The following is a 17,572-nucleotide window of genomic DNA, read 5'->3' as shown; positions in this document are numbered from 1 at the left end:
TACCAGGAGCCCCACTAAGAGCATGCATCCGCCCGCATGTAAGAAGCTTGCAAACGCTTGGCACCCAAGAAGCCCTAACAGAGCAAAGGCGAGCACCAGTAAAAAAGGGACCCGAGCACGACTTTTCATCACTAAGGATTAGGGTTGCCTTGCTGCTACTGCGTAAGGATGATGGCTGTGTACAAATTTGGGCCTGTTGAGAGCCTCGTGCTAGCCACTGAAAACTTAGGTTAGCTACCCTTGGTAACCCGTTCACGTTAAGCCGTCAGGGAGTTGGCAACTGGAAGCCAGCGGGGTATTGTGCTATGGGAAACAAAGCAGCCGCACTTTTTATCAGTAATCGGGGGGTGGCGACGAACAGTCAGTTCGGCTTACAGCGAAGTGGTGGTCGAGAAATAGTTGACAAGCGTGCTTCGTTTAAGGTGGGTCACAGCCTGCACCTACCGCTATTTCACTTATGGCTGGCCATCAATTCAGAAGTGAAAAATGAATCGGTTCAACCTGTTTGATCAATTAATCAATTCCTTAGCTTTCTGGGCCAGTATGCTATATAAGCCGGTAGCTGTCCGTTGACTCGTCGCGTTGTTGGCCTGTAGTCGTAAGAATACGGCATAAACGTGAGCGACCTTGTACTAGGCTCGTGAACCAAGGCCGTTCTCTTCGTTCCAACAGGCAGGCGGTTAACAGGTTGGTGCTACGTTAACGGTTGAGCCATAACTGGCTGATTGGCGTACCACGTCTCGAGATTGATTTTACCTAGGCGCGCATCTTTGCCTGGCACAAGCGTTAACTCATCTAAATCAGCGCCGGAATACTGGGCATGGCTGTCAGCAATAACATGGCGAGGATCTTCCTTTTTCGCTAAGTAGCGCCGGATAAGGGCGCTTAGGCTGAACAGCTCCGGGCCTGCTATTTCGAGAATGCTGTTAAGTGGATGTCTGAGGGTAACATCTACCAGGGCATCGGCTACATCGTCAGCGGCAATTGGCTGGATACCGGCCGGGGAAACACGAACGACATTTCCCGTCGTAGAAAAGGCAGCTATTGAAGCCAGGAATTCCATGAATTGGGTGGCGCGCACAATGGTATACGGAATGCCGGAGCTTTTAATAAGATTCTCCTGCACTAATTTGGCGCGGAAGTAGCCGCTTTGCTGTAAGCGCTCAGTACCTACTACCGACAACGCGACGTGGTGCCGAACGCCGGCGGTAGCTTCGGCCGCGAGCAGGTGACGGCCCGACTTCTGAAAAAACTCCATAACCGGCTGGTCCTCGAACGAAGGCGAATTAGCGACGTCCACCACCACTTGCGCGCCAGCCAAGGCCGCGGGTAAGCCCTCCCCGGTCACTGTGTTTACCCCAGATGTAGGAGAAGCCGCCACTACCTCGTGGCCCAACTGGCGAAGCCGATCCACAACCTTACTTCCGATGAGCCCGCTACCACCGATGACTACAATTTTCATAACTAGCTTGTTTTTTGGCCCTTTTAGTTAGGCCAGGTTTGTAAAGAGTTTCCTGCTATTGGATTGGAGATCAGCTTTCCGGAATACGCTACTGATTTGCTCTCCTTGACAATGCCTGAAAACGAATACAAGCTAGATGCCATAAATTATACTGTTGACAATCAATTACTTACATAGAAGTAGCCGTTGTTAGTACTCGGTATTACGTGGAACCGTGCTTCAACCCACGATATATCGAGGATTTAGGCCACTCGTTTTTTCCTGCTGGGCTACGCGATTGCTTGGCATAAGATTATTAACCAGGGCTTACTAAGTGAACAGGTAAGCCTCGCCCGATACCCGGCACTATTATTTAGTGAAATACTCGCTCTTCGCAATCTTCAATTTGCTCATTTTGGAATGCAGCGTCGTGGAGGGGATGGCCAGGACTTCTGCGGCGCCGCCCGCCCGGCAATTTTACCACTGCACCGTTTCAAGACCTCGATGATGTAGCGGCGCTCCAAATTCTCCAACGTACTGTTAGCGAAAGTGTCCGGCTGGTCTTGATTGTCATTGCGCCCTTTCGGTAAATTAATCTCCCGCAATACACTGTCATTCGCCAACAAAACGCTCCGTTCAATTAAGTGCTCTAGCTCTCGAACATTGCCGGGCCACGCGTAAGCCCGCAGTTGCTGCAGGACTTTAGGAGCAATACCCGTCATCTTCGTTCCCGACAGTTTGCTGTAACGGGCCAAAAAGAAATTAGCTAACGGTGCAATATCCTCCGGGCGCTGCCGAAGGGGGGGCAAATGGATGGGAAACACGTTTAAACGGTAGTAAAGGTCCGCGCGGAATTTGCCGTTTTTCACTTCCGTTTCCAGATCTACATTAGTAGCCGCAATAATTCGAACATCCACTTTGACCGTCGTTTTGCCGCCAACCCGTTCCAACTCCCGTTCCTGAATAACGCGCAATAATTTCACTTGCAGTTCCAGCGGCATTTCCCCAATCTCATCTAGAAACAGGGTGCTGTTGTTGGCCAACTCAAACTTGCCAATTCGCCGATCGAATGCCCCGGTGAACGAGCCTTTCTCGTGACCGAACAACTCGCTCTCGATTAGGTTCGCTGGTAGCGCTGCGCAGTTTACCTTCACCATCAGCTTGTTCTGCCTTGGTGATGCATTATGGATAGCGCGAGCAATAAGTTCTTTCCCAGTGCCGGTTTCTCCTAAGATGAGCACCGTGGAGTTGGATTCTGCTACGCGGGACATGAGTTGGTAAACCTTGTTCATCTCCGGTCCGCTACCGATGATTTCCGAGAAGTTATAAATGGATTTTATTTGCTCTTTGAGATGGTCGTTTTCGAATTCCAACTGCTGCTTGTAGGCTAGCACCTTCTCATTGGCCTGGATGTTGGCGATGGCAATAGATATCTGCGCGCAAATCCCTTTTAACAACGTCAGGTTTATTTCATCGGTTAACAGCCACAGCGTGCCAATATTTTTGTCTCCCACCCGTAGGGGCGCTCCGTAGGCATTTTTCAGCCCGATCTTCTTCCACAAATTCAGGTACAGAGCGCTCTTGCCTTTCTTATCCTCTTCTTCCACATTGAATATGACCGGGCACTTGCTATTGAGCACTTTCGCGGTAAGATATTCGTCAATGGATATGGTTTGGGAAAAGAGCGCAGTGAAGGCATCTTCCGTGCCGTGAAACAAGGTTTTGTCGTACATATACGGCTTCAGACTTATGCCATCGTCCTCAATAAGCCGAATCATAGCCAAGCGTATATTCAACACGCGCTGCAACACACTGGTGATGGCTTCTTGCAGGTCGTCCTTGGTCCTGACACCGGCAATGTCCTGGCTGAAATCCAGCAGGAAGGACTTTTCTTGCTCCTTGCTGAGAATCGCTTCGTTAGCGGTAATATTTTGCGCGGCCGTCGCTAATTGACTGGAAATTCGGTTTACAATGTTGATGCCCTCGTCGCTGAAGCTATTGAGTTTGTCCGCAAACAGAATAAGGCAATGTTTGGGGGTTCCATCTTCCGGCAGCACTTTAATCAGCATCTCCCGGGCCCCCGCCGCATGGTTAAGCTTAAGCCAAAGCGGAGCCGCGCTCAAGTCGAGCGACCGGATGTCGAACAGTAAAGGCTGGTCGGAGGCGACGGCAACGTTATAAATGCCGTCGTTAACGGGGTAGGGTATTGAAATGGCTTCCGTGTACTTGGAAAAGTCTTTCGACTTCGAGTTGGGGTCCGTCAGAAAAGCTTTGTAGGTCTCGCCGTTTTCCTCTAACACCGTCATAACGTTGTGCGAGAAATCAATGAGCTTCTTCAACTTCGTGTTGATGACACGAAGCAGATCCGGTCTGTTTCGAACAGTTACCATCTCGTTGCTCAATGACAGCAACACTTCGTTTACGCGTTCATTGCGGTCGATTTCCTCGTTGATGATTATATTCAATACGGCACTCGACAGCTGCGGGGCGATGCCGTGCATCAGGGCTTTGAATTCGCTCGTGAAGCTGTCAGCCCTATCGGAATAGACCAAGATGAAGCCGATGATTTCCATTCTGCTTTTCAGCGGCGTAATCATCATTTCCCTAATGCCCCGCTCGTAGTTGATTCGAATAAAGGAGGGAAGCTCGGGAGTATGCAGAATCTTCTCCAGTTGAAAGGTTAGCGGGCCATCCGCCTCAGTAACCTGGCTGATGATTGGTGCGTCAAGCGGGAAAACTTTTTTTATAAGCTCTGCATAATCGGGGTGGTCCTTGATCGGAGAGGAATTCGGGTCCAGCAGAAACGGAGTATAGGTTTGCTTGTGCTGGTCAACTAACATCACGATGGTGTGCGTGAAGTAGAACAACCCCTTGAGCCGGGAAGAGAACAAGGCAATCAGGTCTCCCTTCTCGCGCACTTTGGTGATGTCATCTCCCAAGGCCAGTAAGATCGTCCTCTCCTGCTCGTAGGTGGCAAGCTGCTTACGCAGGGTACCAGAAGAAGGGCTGCCGGCCGCCTTTTTAGCATTTAGGTCGTCGACGTTTTTTGATGCGGCATCCATGAGGGTATAGTTAGCGCAGCTGAGAGAGTAATTAAAACGGCCCCAAGTTTTCAGAAATCCAATACTCAAATTCTTTTGCTACTTAAGTGGGCAACTAGCAAATGGGGATATTCAGTTAGGTGCTCCACTAGTATTAAACTGGTTAAAAGCGCAGTCCTGAACCATCAGCACTTGCTTTACCAAGCTGCAGCAAGTGGGCTGAATCAGGTAGTGAAAGTAAAGCTCGCGTAGGACTTGCTAAAGCTCACCGGAGGAACATATTAACAACCTAATATACTAGCCGAATAACGGTTCAGAACGGAACGCTTAGGTCCGTGCAAATGACCGTTGCAGACAACAAAGTATGACCAACTGAGACAACTAATTCCTGCAGCCAGCCAAGACCTTTGCCGGGTACTTAATTCTTCTGTTGCCATGGAAAACCTGCAAAACCAAGTTGTTGTCATCACGGGAGCGAGTAGCGGTATGGGAGCCGCTACCGCCCGCAAACTCGTCCAACTGGGCGCCAAAGTGGTGCTCGCCGCCCGCCGTGAAGATCAACTCCAAGCTTTGGTGGCCGAACTCGGCGAACATGCTCATTATGTCCGGACCGACGTGAGTCAGCGCGCCGACATGGATAATCTGATTCAGCAAGCTATTGCCCGCTTCGGGCGCGTAGACGTGCTCTGGAACAATGCCGGCGTGATGCCGGTTTCTTTCTTCGACGAGTACCAAGTGGAAGAGTGGGAGCGGATGATCGACATCAACCTCAAAGGCGTACTCTACGGGATCCAGGCCGTCCTGCCGCACATGCTGGAACGGGGTACCGGTCACATCCTGGCTACTTCTTCGACGGCGGGCTTTAAAACCCACGCTGGAACGGGCGTTTACAGCGCAACCAAGTTTGCCGTTCGGGCCGTAATGGAAACCTTGCGCGAGGAGTTGGCCGGCCAGATCAAAGTATCGACAATTTACCCGGGCTCTGTTATGACCGAGCTTGGTCATGATATTACCAGCCCAAAGATTGGGGCCATGGTCAGCCAGATGCCCCCCATGCAGCGCCTGACGGCCGACGACATCGCCAATGCTGTGGTGTATCTGCTCAGCCAGCCCGCCCATGTTGCCGTGAACGATTTGCTTATCCGCCCATTGGATCAGCCCATGTAAGAGTTGGTTCACCCCGCTCTGGACTCTCGAACAGGGCGGTAACTCAGCTGGGTTACGGCCATTCGGTAGTTTAGCCTTCATACGTCTATGAATAATTTCCCTTCCCCGAAACTTGATTCCGACGTGTTGTTTGTGCGAAAGCCGGACAAACACTGTGTTCCGCAAGCCTACGTGCCCGACCACACCCTGTGCCACATCGTGGCGGGTGAAATGCGGCTGGTAGCAGCAGCTGGCGCGCATCATTACCAAGCTGGCAACACGGTGCTGCTGCGCCGCAATACGCTGGTCAAATTAGAGAAACGTCCAGTACCAGGCCAGGGCCCTTTCCAGGCTATATTCCTCTTGCTCCCCCAGCCGTTTTTGCAAGCCTATGCGCTGCAGCAAGCGCTACCCGCTTCGGACGCTGCTACCCACGAGCCTGTTCGCCTGCTGCCGGAGCACCCGATGTTGCGTGGCTTGTTTCAGTCATTGCAGCCATACCTGGGCGAGGAACCGGGGATGGATCCGGGGAAAACTTTAACTCACCTCAAACAGACCGAAGCCGTGCTGGCTTTGCTAACTCTAGACCCTGCCTTGGCCGGGTGGCTGTTCGACTTCGCCGAGGCGGGTAAGCTAGATCTGGCGGCATTTATGCACCAGCACTATATTTTCAATGTGCCCATTGCCCGGTTTGCGCAATTAACCGGCCGTAGCGTATCCACGTTTCAACGCGACTTTTACAAGCATTTTGGCATGGCGCCCGCTCTCTGGCTGCGGCAGCGCCGCCTCGAAGCGGCGCACGCCGCCCTGCTACTCCCCGGCAAAAAAACGTCCGACGTCTACTTGGAAGTCGGCTTCGAAGACGTGGCGCATTTTTCCCGGACCTTCAAGCAAGCATTCGGCTACAATCCCTCCCAGGCGGCCCGCCAAGCCTTGGTTCCAGCCAGGGTCGGTTAGTTTACTTCTTGGGCGGCTTGCAAACCACAAAACGCTTCGACCTATATAAGTCGAAGCGTTTTAGTTGGATGGGAACAGGCTGATGCCGCCTGCGTCAGATTACCAGGACCCTTAGGCCTGGACGGGGATGTGGGTGGTGATGGCGATGCGGTTCCACAAGTTGATGGTGGCAATGGCCACGATGGCCTGGGCCAGGTAGTGCTCATCGAAGAGGGCCGCCGCCGCCTGGTAGGTGGCATCCGAGACGTGGTGCTCGCTGATGAGCGTCACTTCTTCGGCCAGCGCGAGCAGGGCCTTCTCTTCGGCCGTGAACAAGTCGCCGGCTTCGCGCCACACCGAGACCAGGTGCAGGCGCTGGTCGGTCTCGCCGTGCTTGCGGGCTTCGGTGACGTGCATGTTGAGGCAGAAGCCGCAGCCGTTGAGCTGGGAGGCGCGCAGCAGCATGAGTTCGCGGTGGATGGGGTTCAGGCTCGACTGGCCCAGGTACTTTTCGAGGGCGTAAGCGGCTTTGAAGGCTTCGGGCTCGGTTTGTTGGATGTTGACGCGCATGAGTGAAAAGCGTGTAGTGAGTGGTAAATGATGGGTCAAAGGTCGGCTCCCCCTCCCCCGCCTCCTTAATCTAGGTTAAGAAAGAACTGTTTGGGATAGCCGGTCCTGGCCGCTTAGCTTAATGAGCCAGCCAGGGTACTCGGGGGCTAGCTGGCTGGCGTCGTCGAGCTGCTGTAGCTCTTCGGGTGTCAGCGGGATAGCACTGGCCCGCAGGTTGTCTTCGAGTTGGTTTATCCTCGTGGCCCCAATAAGGAGGCTGCTCACCGTGGGTTGGTGCAGCAGCCAGGCCAGGGCCAACTGCGCTTCCGAGGCTTCCTTGGCGGCAGCCATTGGCCGCAGCCTGTCTAGAATGGCAAAAGCTCTTTCGCGGTCAACGGGAATAAAGCTGCCCGCATCGAGCCGGCCACCAACGGGGGCTTCCTGGCCGCGGGTGTATTTGCCGCTGAGGAGGCCGGCTGCTAGCGGGCTCCACACCAGCAAGCCCAGCTGTTGGTCTTGCACCAGTGGAATCAATTCCCGTTCGAGTTCGCGGCCAGCTAGGCTATAATAAGCTTGCAGCGACACGAATTTTTCGAGGTTTTGGCGCTCCGAGCTAGCTAGGGCCTTCATCAGTTGCCAGGCAGCTAGGTTGCTGGCGCCGAGGTAGCGCACTTTGCCGCTACGTACGAGGTCGTCGAGCACGCGCAGGGTTTCTTCCAGCGGCGTGAGTGGGTCGTAGCCGTGCAACTGGTAAAGGTCGATGTAGTCCGTGTTGAGCCGCCGCAAACTGCCTTCTACTTGTTGCAGGATATGCTTACGGCTCAAACCCAGCTCGTTAGGGCCAGGACCCATGCGCCCGCATACTTTAGTGGCCAGCACCAACGCGTCGCGCTGCAGGCCCAGGTTGCGGATGGCCTGACCAGTGATTTCCTCCGATAAACCATCGGAATACACGTTGGCCGTGTCCAGGAAGTTTATGCCGGCCTCCACCGCGCGGCGAACCTGGGCATCAGCCGCAGCCTGGTCGAGCGTGCCTACGCCTCGGTAAATCCCCCGGCCGCCGAAAGCCATGGTACCTAAGCAGAGTTGCGATACTTTCAGCCCGGTAAGGCCTAATAGGTTGTATTTCATGGGTGATGATTGGTTTGAACAGGGCAAAATTCCGCCTCTTACGGCCAAGCTGCACCTGTCTATCAAACCAAAACCTTCACAATTCAAACCAGCGTTTGGCGCGCTTGGCGGGGCGTGTGGCCGGTGTGCTTTTTGTAGAAGGTATTGAAATAGGTGGGGTAGGCAAATCCTAGTGCGTCGCTGATAGTGGCCACGGGCCAAGTGGAGTAATGGAGCAGGGTGATGGCCTCGCGCACGAGTCGCCCAGCCAGTAGGGCCGTGGTAGTACGACCAGTGACGTGACGCACGGCGCGGTTGAGGTAATTGACATGCACGGCCAGCGCGGCGGCGTAGTCTTGGGGGGTGCGCAAACGCAGTTTCTGCTCCGGGTTTTCGAGCGGAAACTGCTGTTCCAGCAATTCTAGAAAGAGGCTTGTGATACGCCCGTTGCCGTCGGTAGGGGCCGCATAAGTAGTGGGTGGTTGGAGCTTCCGGGCTTCGTGCAGCAGCAGTTGCACATAGTGACGTAATACATCAACCTTGTGGAGGTAGTCGGTACCAGCCTCGTCCCACAGGTGCTGAAAGATGCCCGCCAATGAGGCAACTTGGTCTGACTCCAGCAAAAACACCGGGTCGCCGCCGGGTTGAAACAACGGCAGACTAGCTAGGGCCGGATTCGTCCCGCCCCCTCCCTGCCAGAAGGCGTTCGTGAACGAGCAGTACAGTGCCCCTTGGGACCCGGCCTCTTTTTCCCAGGCATAAGGCACGAGCGGATTGGTGAATACGAGGGCGGGCTGGTTTACTTGCAAGCTGCGGCTAGCGTAGTGCAACTGGCCCGTGCCCGCCGTGAGCAAGGTTATTTTGTAGAAATCACGCCGTTGGTACGGCAGCAGTTGGGGCCCGGTTTGCTCACTGCTATACACGAAAAACTGGTGGTTGTCCAGCGCCCGCCGGGGCAGGTTAGCGGAGGGTAGCAGGTGGGCTCGGTGGAAATCAGCGAGGCTTTGTGAGAGGTCCATGCAAGGCACCTATTTTAGCTAGCAGTAAGGGACGAACAGTACTTTCCCGGCTCCGGCAACTCTTTCCTGACGATCTGGCGAATGAATAGCCTTAACCTATGGGCATCGCTTTCGGCTGCTCCACCTTGGCTGCCGGCCGGTTCAGGGGCAGAATGGTGATGCGGGTTCCCCGCTGGAACGTGACGAGTTGGTAGAGCCAGTTGACGAGCACTACCATCTTGTTGCGAAAGCCGATCAGAAAAAAGATGTGGACGAACAACCACGTCATCCAAGCAATAAAGCCACTTAGGTGAATGCCGCCCGGCAGATCGGCCACGGCGCGGTTGCGCCCGATAACGGCTAAATCACCTTTGTTGAAATACTTGAAGGGCTTAAAGGGCTCGCCTTGGAGCAGGCGCCGAAAGTTCTTGGCTAGGTGACGGCCTTGCTGAATAGCCGGCTGGGCTACCTGCGGGTGTCCGCCGGGCCACCCGGCCGCTTTCATCAGGGCGATGTCGCCAATCGCAAAAATGTCGTCGTACCCGTGCACCTGGTTGAAAGAGTTGACGAGGTAACGGCCGCGCTCCTGCGTGCTTGCCGGCAGTCCTTCGAGAAGCGCCCCCTTTACGCCAGCCGCCCATACCAGCGTGTGCGAGGCAATCCGCTCGCCGCTGTTCAGGATCACGGTCTGCCCATCGTAAGAAGTCACTAGTTCATTGAGCTTAACGATGACGCCCAACTCCTGTAGATCCTGCAGGGTTTGGTGGCTCGCTTCCGCCGAGAGCGTAGGCAGCACGCGGTTGGCCCCATCGATCAAGTAAATGTTCATTTCCCTGAAATTCAGCCCGGGATAGTCGCAGGGCAACACGTGCCGCCGCATTTCAGCCAGAGAACCCGCCAGTTCTACGCCCGTGGGACCCGCCCCCGCTATTACAATGTTGAGCAAGGCGTGGCGTTGGGTGGGACCCTGGGTGACGTTCGCCTCCTCGAGGCTTTGCAGGAGCTGGCTGCGCAAGTTGACCGCGTCGCCGAGGTCTTTGAGGTTGAACGCATACTGCCGGATTTGCTCGTTGCCAAAGTAGTTGGACTGGGTGCCCGTGGCGACCACCAGATAGTCATAGGGCACTAGGCCGAGCGGAGTCGTCACGGTTTTGGCAACCGCATCGATGCTGGTAGCGGGCACGGCGCGAAAGTGAAAGTCCTCCTGGCGCCGGAACAGCTTCCGAATGGGTTCGGCAATGGATTCTGGCTCCACGCTGGCGGTAGCCACCTGGTAAAGTAAGGGCCAGAAGCCGTGGTAGTTTTGCTTGCTGAGCATGACCACTTGAAAATCGTGGCCAGGTAGGCGCTGCACGAAATTGATCGCCCCAAACCCGCCCCCGATGACTACTATCCGCGGCTTGTTGGTTCTGGGAACGTTAAGCGATGATTCCGATAAGTGAGACATAGGGTTGGCTAGTAAAGGAGTGGATAGGGAGCGCTGCTCAGGGCTGCTGGATTGGCGTCTTATCTTGCAGCGAATGATTGATGATGTTGCGCGTGGCTTCGCGCGGCTGGTAGGCTGAACTAAAAAGAATGGCCAAGGGAATGAGCGCGAAAAGCAGCGGCACCACGACGGAAAAAACGTAGCCGGTGCCATAGACCATGGGATTGTACTTGCGGTGGTTGAGCCCCAGGCTTTGCCAGCTGCTCCGGAAGCCGTGCCAGAGGTGATAGCCCAGTGCCACCTGCGCCAGCACGTAAAGCGTCACATACCACGGAATTTTAAACGAGGCCGCTCCCAGGGAATACAAGTCTTTGACGGGATGGTCGATAGTAGGGATTTGTACTTCTACCAGGCCGCCCAGTAGCCCGAAGCGGGAGCGCAACCAGAAATTCCCCATATGCACGCCTAGATACAGCAGTAACAGGATGCCCAGCAGCGTCATATTGCGCGACGCCCACCGGGAATTTTGGGCCGTGTGGTTGACCACGTAGGCCACTGGGCCCCGCGCTTTCCGGTTCGTGATGGCCAAGCGCAAGCCCTGGTAGGCGTGCAGCAGCAGTCCCAGCAGGAGCACCACTTCCAGCGTCCGGATGATGGGGTTAGTAGCCATAAACTCCGCCCATATGTTGAACGTGTCACCGCCGTCAGGAAGCAGCATCATCAGGTTGATGGAGAGGTGCACGAGCAGGAACGAGCAAAGAAACAAGCCCGTTAGGGACATGGTAATCTTGCGTCCAATGCTGCTGGAGAGCGTTTTGGTAAGCCAATTCATGAGAAATAAGGCAAGAATTGAAGGGGCAGGAAATGGCAATAGGCTGGTTTAGCCCGGTTGGCTGCGAACAGGTATGGGAGCGACATTTAGGTTGAAATGCTGCCCCCTTGAGCAGCGCTTGGCAGTGGTAGCCTCAGTTCTTGGAGGTCACGAATAGGTCATCGGCCCAGACAAACCGGTCGGAAGGCGAGAAAGCCCACGGTGCGCCATTGTTTTCGATATTAGCAAACATCACGTTGAGGGCGTGCGGCGCCGCGGACTCTTCCAAGACCAGAAACCGACGCATCTCCAGGATACTTTCCAAGGGGTTAATGCTCACGGGGCAAGCTTCCACACAGGCGTTGCAGGTAGTGCAGGCCCACAGTTCTTCCGGCGTCACGTAACCGCGCAGCAGGGGGTGGGATTCCGGAGCCGGTGCCTCCTGTTGGACATGCCGGGCTTCCGGACCGTACTGGTTGGGCTGAAATATGAGCAGCGAGTGGTACTTTTCCTCGACCCGGTCGCGGGTGTCCATGATGATCTTGCGCGGGGAGAGCAGCTTGCCAGTCAGGTTGGCCGGGCACACGGAAGTGCAGCGGCCACACTCAGTGCAAGCGTAAGCATTCAGCAGTGCGGTCCAGGGCAGGTCGTCCACATCCTGGGCGCCAAAGGAAGTAAGAAGCCCCGCGGAACCATCAGCTGCAGAGGCCGGAGCGGGCACCACGTAGCTGGGATCCAGGATGGCCTTCACCTCATGGGTGATACTCGCCACGGTGGAAAGCTGGCCTGGAGGCACCAAGCGCGAATACCACACGTTCGGAAAGGCCATGATGATGTGGAAGTGCTTGGAACTAGGCAGGTAGTTCAGGTACACCAGAATACCCACGATATGGGCCCACCAGCCTACCCGCTCCAGGACGAACAGGGTCGAAACGTTAGCTGGCAAGAAACCCTGGAGCCACTGACTGACGGGGTAAGTTCCTGGCAGTACTTGGCCTAGCAATTGGTGCCGTTTTAAGTCGGCCGAGTTCATTAGAAATAGCGCCCCCATTAGCAGCAGCTCCGCGTATAGAATAAGATTGGCATCAAGCCGGGGCCAGGCCCGCATTTCCACGCCGACGAAGCGGCGCACTCCACCCGCGTTGCGCCGCCACCAGAGCGCCGTGACGGCCGCCACCACTAGTACCCCCAGTATCTCGTTGGTAGCCACCAGAGCAGCATACCCTCGGCCAGCAAAGCCTAACAGACGGTGTGTCCCCAACGCGCCGTCCAAGAGCATTTCTAGTACTTCAAGGTTGATCGTCAGAAAACCCACGTAAACAACTAGGTGCAACACCGCCGGCGTAAGGCGAGTGAACATCTTCTGCTGCCCAAACGCTACGAGGAGCGTTTTCCAGGATCTTTTGAAAACCTCCCCCTCACCTCCCGGTCGCGGCCGATCAGGATGTTAGCCCGTATGCGGGAGGCCTGCCAGCTAAACAAGCCGAAGCCCAGCGCTACTACCACCAGGAAGAAAACATTCTGCAGTGAAAAGTGCATGCTCAGTGACCCATGAAAGAAGTGAGTTAAAGGTCTGCTCTGAGCACGGGCTATTTCCTTAACCTAGATTAAGAAATTGCCTTGCCCTGAGTTGTCTGCCCGGGTTACCCCATTTTTTTGAGAGAACCTTAGTTTGCGGGGTGCTCAACGTCTTTTTGCCGGCTGCCGGGTGGTCAGCTGCGAAGCTCCTAGCTTCTGCGTGGCAGCAAGGATGAAGGCGGCAACTTTGTTCGGCTCCGAAACCATGGGCACGTGACTGGTATTGAGTTCGAGCGTAGTGGCCTTGATCAACTTGGCCTCGGCACGCTCCAGTTCCGGGTTTATCATCCGGTCAGCGCTCGCGATTACGCACCAGGAAGGCCTAGTTTTCCAGGCTGCCTGGGCAATCTTTTCCGTTAGGGCCTGCTTAGCCCACGGCACTTGCGTGGCATGCATGACGTTGCGGTCCGCCACGGGTACATCCTGCGCAAAGTCTTGGTGGATGCCTTGCATGGAAAGCTTCTGGAAACCCGCCGCGTCGGCTTGTACTTCGGCGTTACCGGGCGCAGGTGAATAATTCTGCACTACATCCACCAGGGATTGTCCGTCGTTGGGAATTAGCGCGGCCACATACAGCAAACCAGCCACCTTCGGATTGTTGCCCGCTTCGGTAATCACCACGCCGCCCATGAATGCCCTACCAGCAGCACTAGGCCAGGCATCAGGGCGATGGCCCGCTTGGTGGCAGCCACGTCGTCGGCGAGAGAGGTGAGTGGGTTCTGCACGGCAATGACATTGAGCCCACGGGCTTGCAGAAGCGGAATGACCTTGGCCCAACTCGAGCCATCCGCAAAGGCACCGTGTACGAGCACCACGTTTCTTATGCCCTTGACGGCGCTAGTTTGAGCTTGTGCTACAGTAGGGCACGCAGCGGCCAATAGGACCACGGTGCAGGCACACAGGGCCAGAAATTTAGAATACCACACAATTGAAAGAATTAAAAAGGTTTGCAGCAAAAACGTGGGACGGCTCTCGACCAACCTTAGGCGTACTCAGTGAATTCTGCCTGCATAGCCCAGGGCAAGGATCGGTGAAAGGCACAGCAGCCCCTAAGCGGGCAGCCATACGCCCACCGCCCCTACATAGGGACGGTTTTGAGCTAGATGAAAAGAATGAACTGTCCGATCTAGATCTATGCGTAAAGCCTCCTCGTGTCGGAGGGCAAGGCTGATTCAGCCTTTAAGAGCCCTTATAAGGCCTGGCCAGTGCGTTCCAGCAAGCTTAGCTGGCGGCAGCCGTATTTAGGTACTGTTTCAATTCAGTGGCCGTGTGCAGGAAAAGCGACATTACAGTCGGCACCTCGGCTAGGCTGTTGAGCAGACCTGAATCGCGAATCAGGTCATTGTAGTTGCTGTAATGGCGAACACTCCGGCAGCACAACTGTAGACTTGGCTCTCACCCGTAGAACAGTATCCTAAGCCGCTTGGATGAGGGCGGATAGCAGCCTTTGCAGCTGCTCGGTGGGTGCCTGCCGAGAAGAATGAATTTACTCGCGCTCGGCTAGATTCATAAAGTACCTGTCGCACCCCCCTTTCGTCAGCGGCACTGTGCACCCATTACGGCTACCTGTTATTCGTAAACTGCAATACGTAAGGTCAACTCTCACTCCTAGCCTGGCACTGCCTACACGTTGCAAGCTTCGAGCGGTGGCAGCGTTTCGAGGTTCATCCAGGCAGTATAGAACGCTTAAAGAAACCAATTACTTGCGGGTAGGGGGTCAGAGGCGAAGCCGCGCACGGTGGAAGTAGTCAGGTTAACTGCGTGCATGCGAAAGCAGGGAAATAGTAAATGGTAAATCGAGGGTCAGGATTTGAAAGACATCAGCTATGCTGGCCTGCCCCTCACCAGCCCTGGACTTGCCTTTCTCTCTGATGCCTGCTTTGCGTAGCAGGGCCCGGTACTGATGGTAAAAATCGGCAACCGAACGGGGTTCCAACAGTATCTGGCGGGTGCAGCTGCCCGCGGGATGCCCCAAAGGCTCGTGAGTCCGGAAGTTGAAGATTAGTTCATAGCTGCCCTCTGCAAATGCTATGGGGCCCGTGGAGAGACCCTGCGGCGTGAAGTGGAGGGGAATTTGCCACCACTCAGTTAACAGGGGGCTAAGCGCCCGGCGCATCATGCCAGCTAGCTGCGTCCACCGGTGCAGTTGACTGGTATTAGTCCAGAAGTCGGTCGGGAGAGAAGGCCAACGGTCAGATAGTGCTTGCATGATACAAGGGTTTGGAATACGGCTCTAGAGCCTGTAAAACAGGAAGGAAAAAGCAAGCTGGCTAAGTTTCAAGAGTGCTCAGTCGTACAAATGGATAGAATCCGGTTTTTGCAAATCTTCCTGCCATCGATCGATGTAGGCCAGCAAGTCCTCAGGGGCCGGACTGGTTTCCACCTCTCCGTAGCTGCCAAAAACGATAAGCCCAAGGGCGATACAGTGTGCAATGTCGAGGCGAAGCAGCATGCCAAAACTAAAGCCGGCAATGAAGTTCTGGCGGGCTTCCGGGGCCAGTTCCACGTTGGGTGCAACCCTCTTGCGAGCTAGAACAAATTGCTTTTGACTGGTAAACAGGAGCGTATCATAGGCCGAGTAGATCAGCAACCGCGTGATCCGCATCGTTCGGAAAATGGAAAAGTACTTTTTCTTTAGGTCGGGATAGCTCTGCTTCGTTGTTGGCGTATCCGGGTGTACCCCATTAAGCACCATCCACAGGTTAATAGCCTCTTTCTCGTCCAAGGCTAACGTGACTTGGCCATGGCGGGAAAAACCGCTAATAATGTCAAGGGCTTCATCCACTTCAAACGACAACTTGTGCTGTAAGTCACCGAGATAGAAAATGAATTCCAGGTTCGTTTTCCCTAAAGGGTGGATTACGTCCGTTAGCAGGCCATCCCACAGGTCGGATGCCGCCGCAACTTTCGACCAGTCATCAAAAGCGATGGTCCGACAATTCAAAAGCAACAAAGCCAATTCTGTAATTACGGCCTCGCTACGCAGATAATACCACTGGTGCTGTTCGCTAGCCGCGTTTTCAGGGATCTCCACGTTCAGGTTAGCTAGCGCACTGAGGTCATGCTGCGCGTTCAAGGTTAAGCTACGCACACCCAGTAATTGCAGAATTTTAGGCAAGTGCTCCTCTTTGATACCCAAGGCGTTTACGGGGTGCTTCGCATCCGACGAATGCACTAAGTCTTGGTCGCTAAAGCTCCTTAAATACAGGCTTTCCGAAACATCGAAAGCCTGTATTTTCGCCTGGAGGTCAAGCAGAATGGGGGATGCATTGAGCAGGTCCATTGCAAGGATTTCCATTATCTAAGCATTTTAGGGGTAGTGAGTGGTTTCCCAATGGACTGCATTGGGGCATCATCAAAGAATTATTTCATTTTGGGGCTGTAGTTCGGGGGGAGCTTATGCTCGCCTAACATTTGCCGGAGTTCGATCTCGATGCTGCGGCTTATCTGCGCAATTGGAACGTCGTTGGCACTACCTTCAAAGGGATTTCCAGTGCTTTCACCCACCTGCTCGAGTGAAGTGTACATCCAGGAAATAACCATGCTGAAAGGAACTACCAACCAGACCATCTGCCCCTTCCAACTACCTTCCACCAAGCTGTTTAGCCGATCAAAGTCTCGGAGCATGCCGAAAGGCAGAAGTAAGCAGAACAACCACACGAAAAATGTATTGATAATGGCGTACTGTCGGGGTAGGGTGACTCTTTTAATTGTTCGCTTTGCCCTTGCTGTAGGTAAAATTCTTTAAGGGTTCGTTGCATCTCCACGAATTGCACTACACCAAGTTGTCCTAGATCATACAAGTCTTTAATAGTCTGACTCTGCAACGACAGAAGGTGGGTTGCTTTGTTTTTAGTTGCCACAATCAACTTCAGCTCGTGCTCAGTGAGGTATTTGGTTAGCTCACATTCCAAGGAGGTTATCTGCTCAGGAATTGTGTAATACTGCTGATACTCGACGTTATGCTTGTGCTGTTTGCTTTCCCAAGGCCGTTCACTTCGGAGTTGATAGCGCAATGCGGTGAGCCAAGCCATATGGCGGTAGAGAAGCTCCTGGGTTTTTGCTGGGCACGAGAAAGAATCTCGGCTCATTATCCCCAGTACCGGCTCAAGCCGATAATGGCAGTCCAAATCTGCTGCCCCTCACTGGTACGGTGATAAGTTTGGGTATTCTTAAATCCCACAATAAAAGCTGTCGCCGTACCTAACAGAGCTACAATGGCCCAGGGAATTGTCAACCATCTCAGGCCGGCAACCTGATATAGGACGACGGGTAAGGCTCCCAGCACGGCAAGAAGATAAATCTTGCTTCTCGTCCACACTAGAAACTCCCCTATTTTATATGATTTGCCGACATGCATGGTATTGGCTCAGGTCTATCGCCTTGAAGGCAATAATTGGATACAACTACGATTTCCTCTTGGACCGTGTCTCTCGAGCGCCCGTGTCCAATAAATTAAAAACCCAACGCATTCCACGGGAAAGCTTGCTTGGCTCCTGGTGTCAACCAGAGCTCTGCCCATTACGGCTCACTTAT

Annotated in this window: 14 protein-coding genes and 2 pseudogenes; 2 read left to right on the top strand and 14 right to left on the bottom strand. The window is 54.3% G+C overall.

The features are described 5' to 3' along the window. Window positions 1–694: 694 nt before the first annotated feature. Together MUN86_RS28650 and MUN86_RS28645 are read right to left on the bottom strand one after the other, a co-directional pair. Window positions 695–1,462, bottom strand: coding sequence for an SDR family oxidoreductase (locus tag MUN86_RS28650; RefSeq protein ID WP_245127214.1), 768 nt, complete (start codon window positions 1,460–1,462; stop codon window positions 695–697). A gap of 389 nt (window positions 1,463–1,851) precedes the next feature. Beyond that, complete coding sequence (locus MUN86_RS28645) at window positions 1,852–4,503, bottom strand: sigma-54-dependent Fis family transcriptional regulator (RefSeq protein ID WP_245127213.1); 2,652 nt, start codon at window positions 4,501–4,503, stop codon at window positions 1,852–1,854. A gap of 414 nt (window positions 4,504–4,917) precedes the next feature. Between MUN86_RS28645 and MUN86_RS28640 the strand changes: the two genes are divergently transcribed. Beyond that, window positions 4,918–5,649 carry an SDR family oxidoreductase gene (locus MUN86_RS28640; protein ID WP_245127212.1) on the top strand — a complete coding sequence of 244 codons (732 nt, stop codon included), beginning with the start codon at window positions 4,918–4,920 and terminating at the stop codon, window positions 5,647–5,649. Window positions 5,650–5,736: 87 nt separating this feature from the next. Continuing rightward, window positions 5,737–6,585 carry a helix-turn-helix domain-containing protein gene (locus MUN86_RS28635; RefSeq protein ID WP_245127211.1) on the top strand — a complete coding sequence of 283 codons (849 nt, stop codon included), beginning with the start codon at window positions 5,737–5,739 and terminating at the stop codon, window positions 6,583–6,585. A gap of 111 nt (window positions 6,586–6,696) precedes the next feature. On the opposite strand, the gene MUN86_RS28630 is transcribed toward MUN86_RS28635, so the two are convergent. The 12 genes and pseudogenes from MUN86_RS28630 to MUN86_RS32715 form a co-directional block, all read right to left on the bottom strand. Next, window positions 6,697–7,173: a carboxymuconolactone decarboxylase family protein gene (locus MUN86_RS28630; RefSeq protein ID WP_311182540.1), complete on the bottom strand. Its 477-nt coding sequence runs from the start codon at window positions 7,171–7,173 to the stop codon at window positions 6,697–6,699. 36 nt (window positions 7,174–7,209) lie between these two features. Further along, entirely contained in the window at window positions 7,210–8,244 is a 1,035-nt protein-coding gene (locus MUN86_RS28625; protein WP_245127209.1) for an aldo/keto reductase, read from the bottom strand. A gap of 83 nt (window positions 8,245–8,327) precedes the next feature. Beyond that, entirely contained in the window at window positions 8,328–9,242 is a 915-nt protein-coding gene (locus tag MUN86_RS28620; protein ID WP_245127208.1) for a helix-turn-helix domain-containing protein, read from the bottom strand. A 91-nt stretch (window positions 9,243–9,333) separates the two neighbouring features. Next, entirely contained in the window at window positions 9,334–10,668 is a 1,335-nt protein-coding gene (locus tag MUN86_RS28615; RefSeq protein ID WP_245127206.1) for an NAD(P)/FAD-dependent oxidoreductase, read from the bottom strand. A 37-nt stretch (window positions 10,669–10,705) separates the two neighbouring features. Further along, window positions 10,706–11,479, bottom strand: coding sequence for a succinate dehydrogenase cytochrome b subunit (locus tag MUN86_RS28610; RefSeq protein ID WP_245127204.1), 774 nt, complete (start codon window positions 11,477–11,479; stop codon window positions 10,706–10,708). 133 nt (window positions 11,480–11,612) lie between these two features. Further along, window positions 11,613–12,818, bottom strand: a complete 1,206-nt coding sequence (locus tag MUN86_RS28605) for a 4Fe-4S dicluster domain-containing protein (protein ID WP_245127202.1) — start codon at window positions 12,816–12,818, stop codon at window positions 11,613–11,615. A 17-nt stretch (window positions 12,819–12,835) separates the two neighbouring features. Next, window positions 12,836–12,997, bottom strand: coding sequence for a hypothetical protein (locus tag MUN86_RS28600; protein ID WP_245127201.1), 162 nt, complete (start codon window positions 12,995–12,997; stop codon window positions 12,836–12,838). A gap of 144 nt (window positions 12,998–13,141) precedes the next feature. Beyond that, a pseudogene (locus tag MUN86_RS28595) lies at window positions 13,142–13,848 on the bottom strand (alpha/beta fold hydrolase). A 941-nt stretch (window positions 13,849–14,789) separates the two neighbouring features. Then, window positions 14,790–15,245, bottom strand: a complete 456-nt coding sequence (locus MUN86_RS28590) for a DUF5996 family protein (RefSeq protein WP_245127200.1) — start codon at window positions 15,243–15,245, stop codon at window positions 14,790–14,792. A 78-nt stretch (window positions 15,246–15,323) separates the two neighbouring features. Beyond that, on the bottom strand, window positions 15,324–16,334 hold the full coding sequence (locus MUN86_RS28585) for a hypothetical protein (protein WP_245127199.1): 1,011 nt from the start codon (window positions 16,332–16,334) through the stop codon (window positions 15,324–15,326). A gap of 65 nt (window positions 16,335–16,399) precedes the next feature. Continuing rightward, window positions 16,400–17,070 (bottom strand): annotated as a pseudogene (locus MUN86_RS32720) (bestrophin family protein). Between the two features lie 56 nt (window positions 17,071–17,126). Next, complete coding sequence (locus MUN86_RS32715; RefSeq protein ID WP_441319126.1) at window positions 17,127–17,396, bottom strand: bestrophin family protein; 270 nt, start codon at window positions 17,394–17,396, stop codon at window positions 17,127–17,129. Between the last annotated feature and the right edge of the window lie 176 nt (window positions 17,397–17,572).

The sequence above is a fragment of the Hymenobacter volaticus genome (assembly GCF_022921055.1).
GTDB classification, from domain to species: domain Bacteria; phylum Bacteroidota; class Bacteroidia; order Cytophagales; family Hymenobacteraceae; genus Hymenobacter; species Hymenobacter volaticus.
The sequence above is the reverse complement of the archived record's forward strand: the minus strand, read 5'-3'. Positions and strand labels throughout refer to the sequence as shown.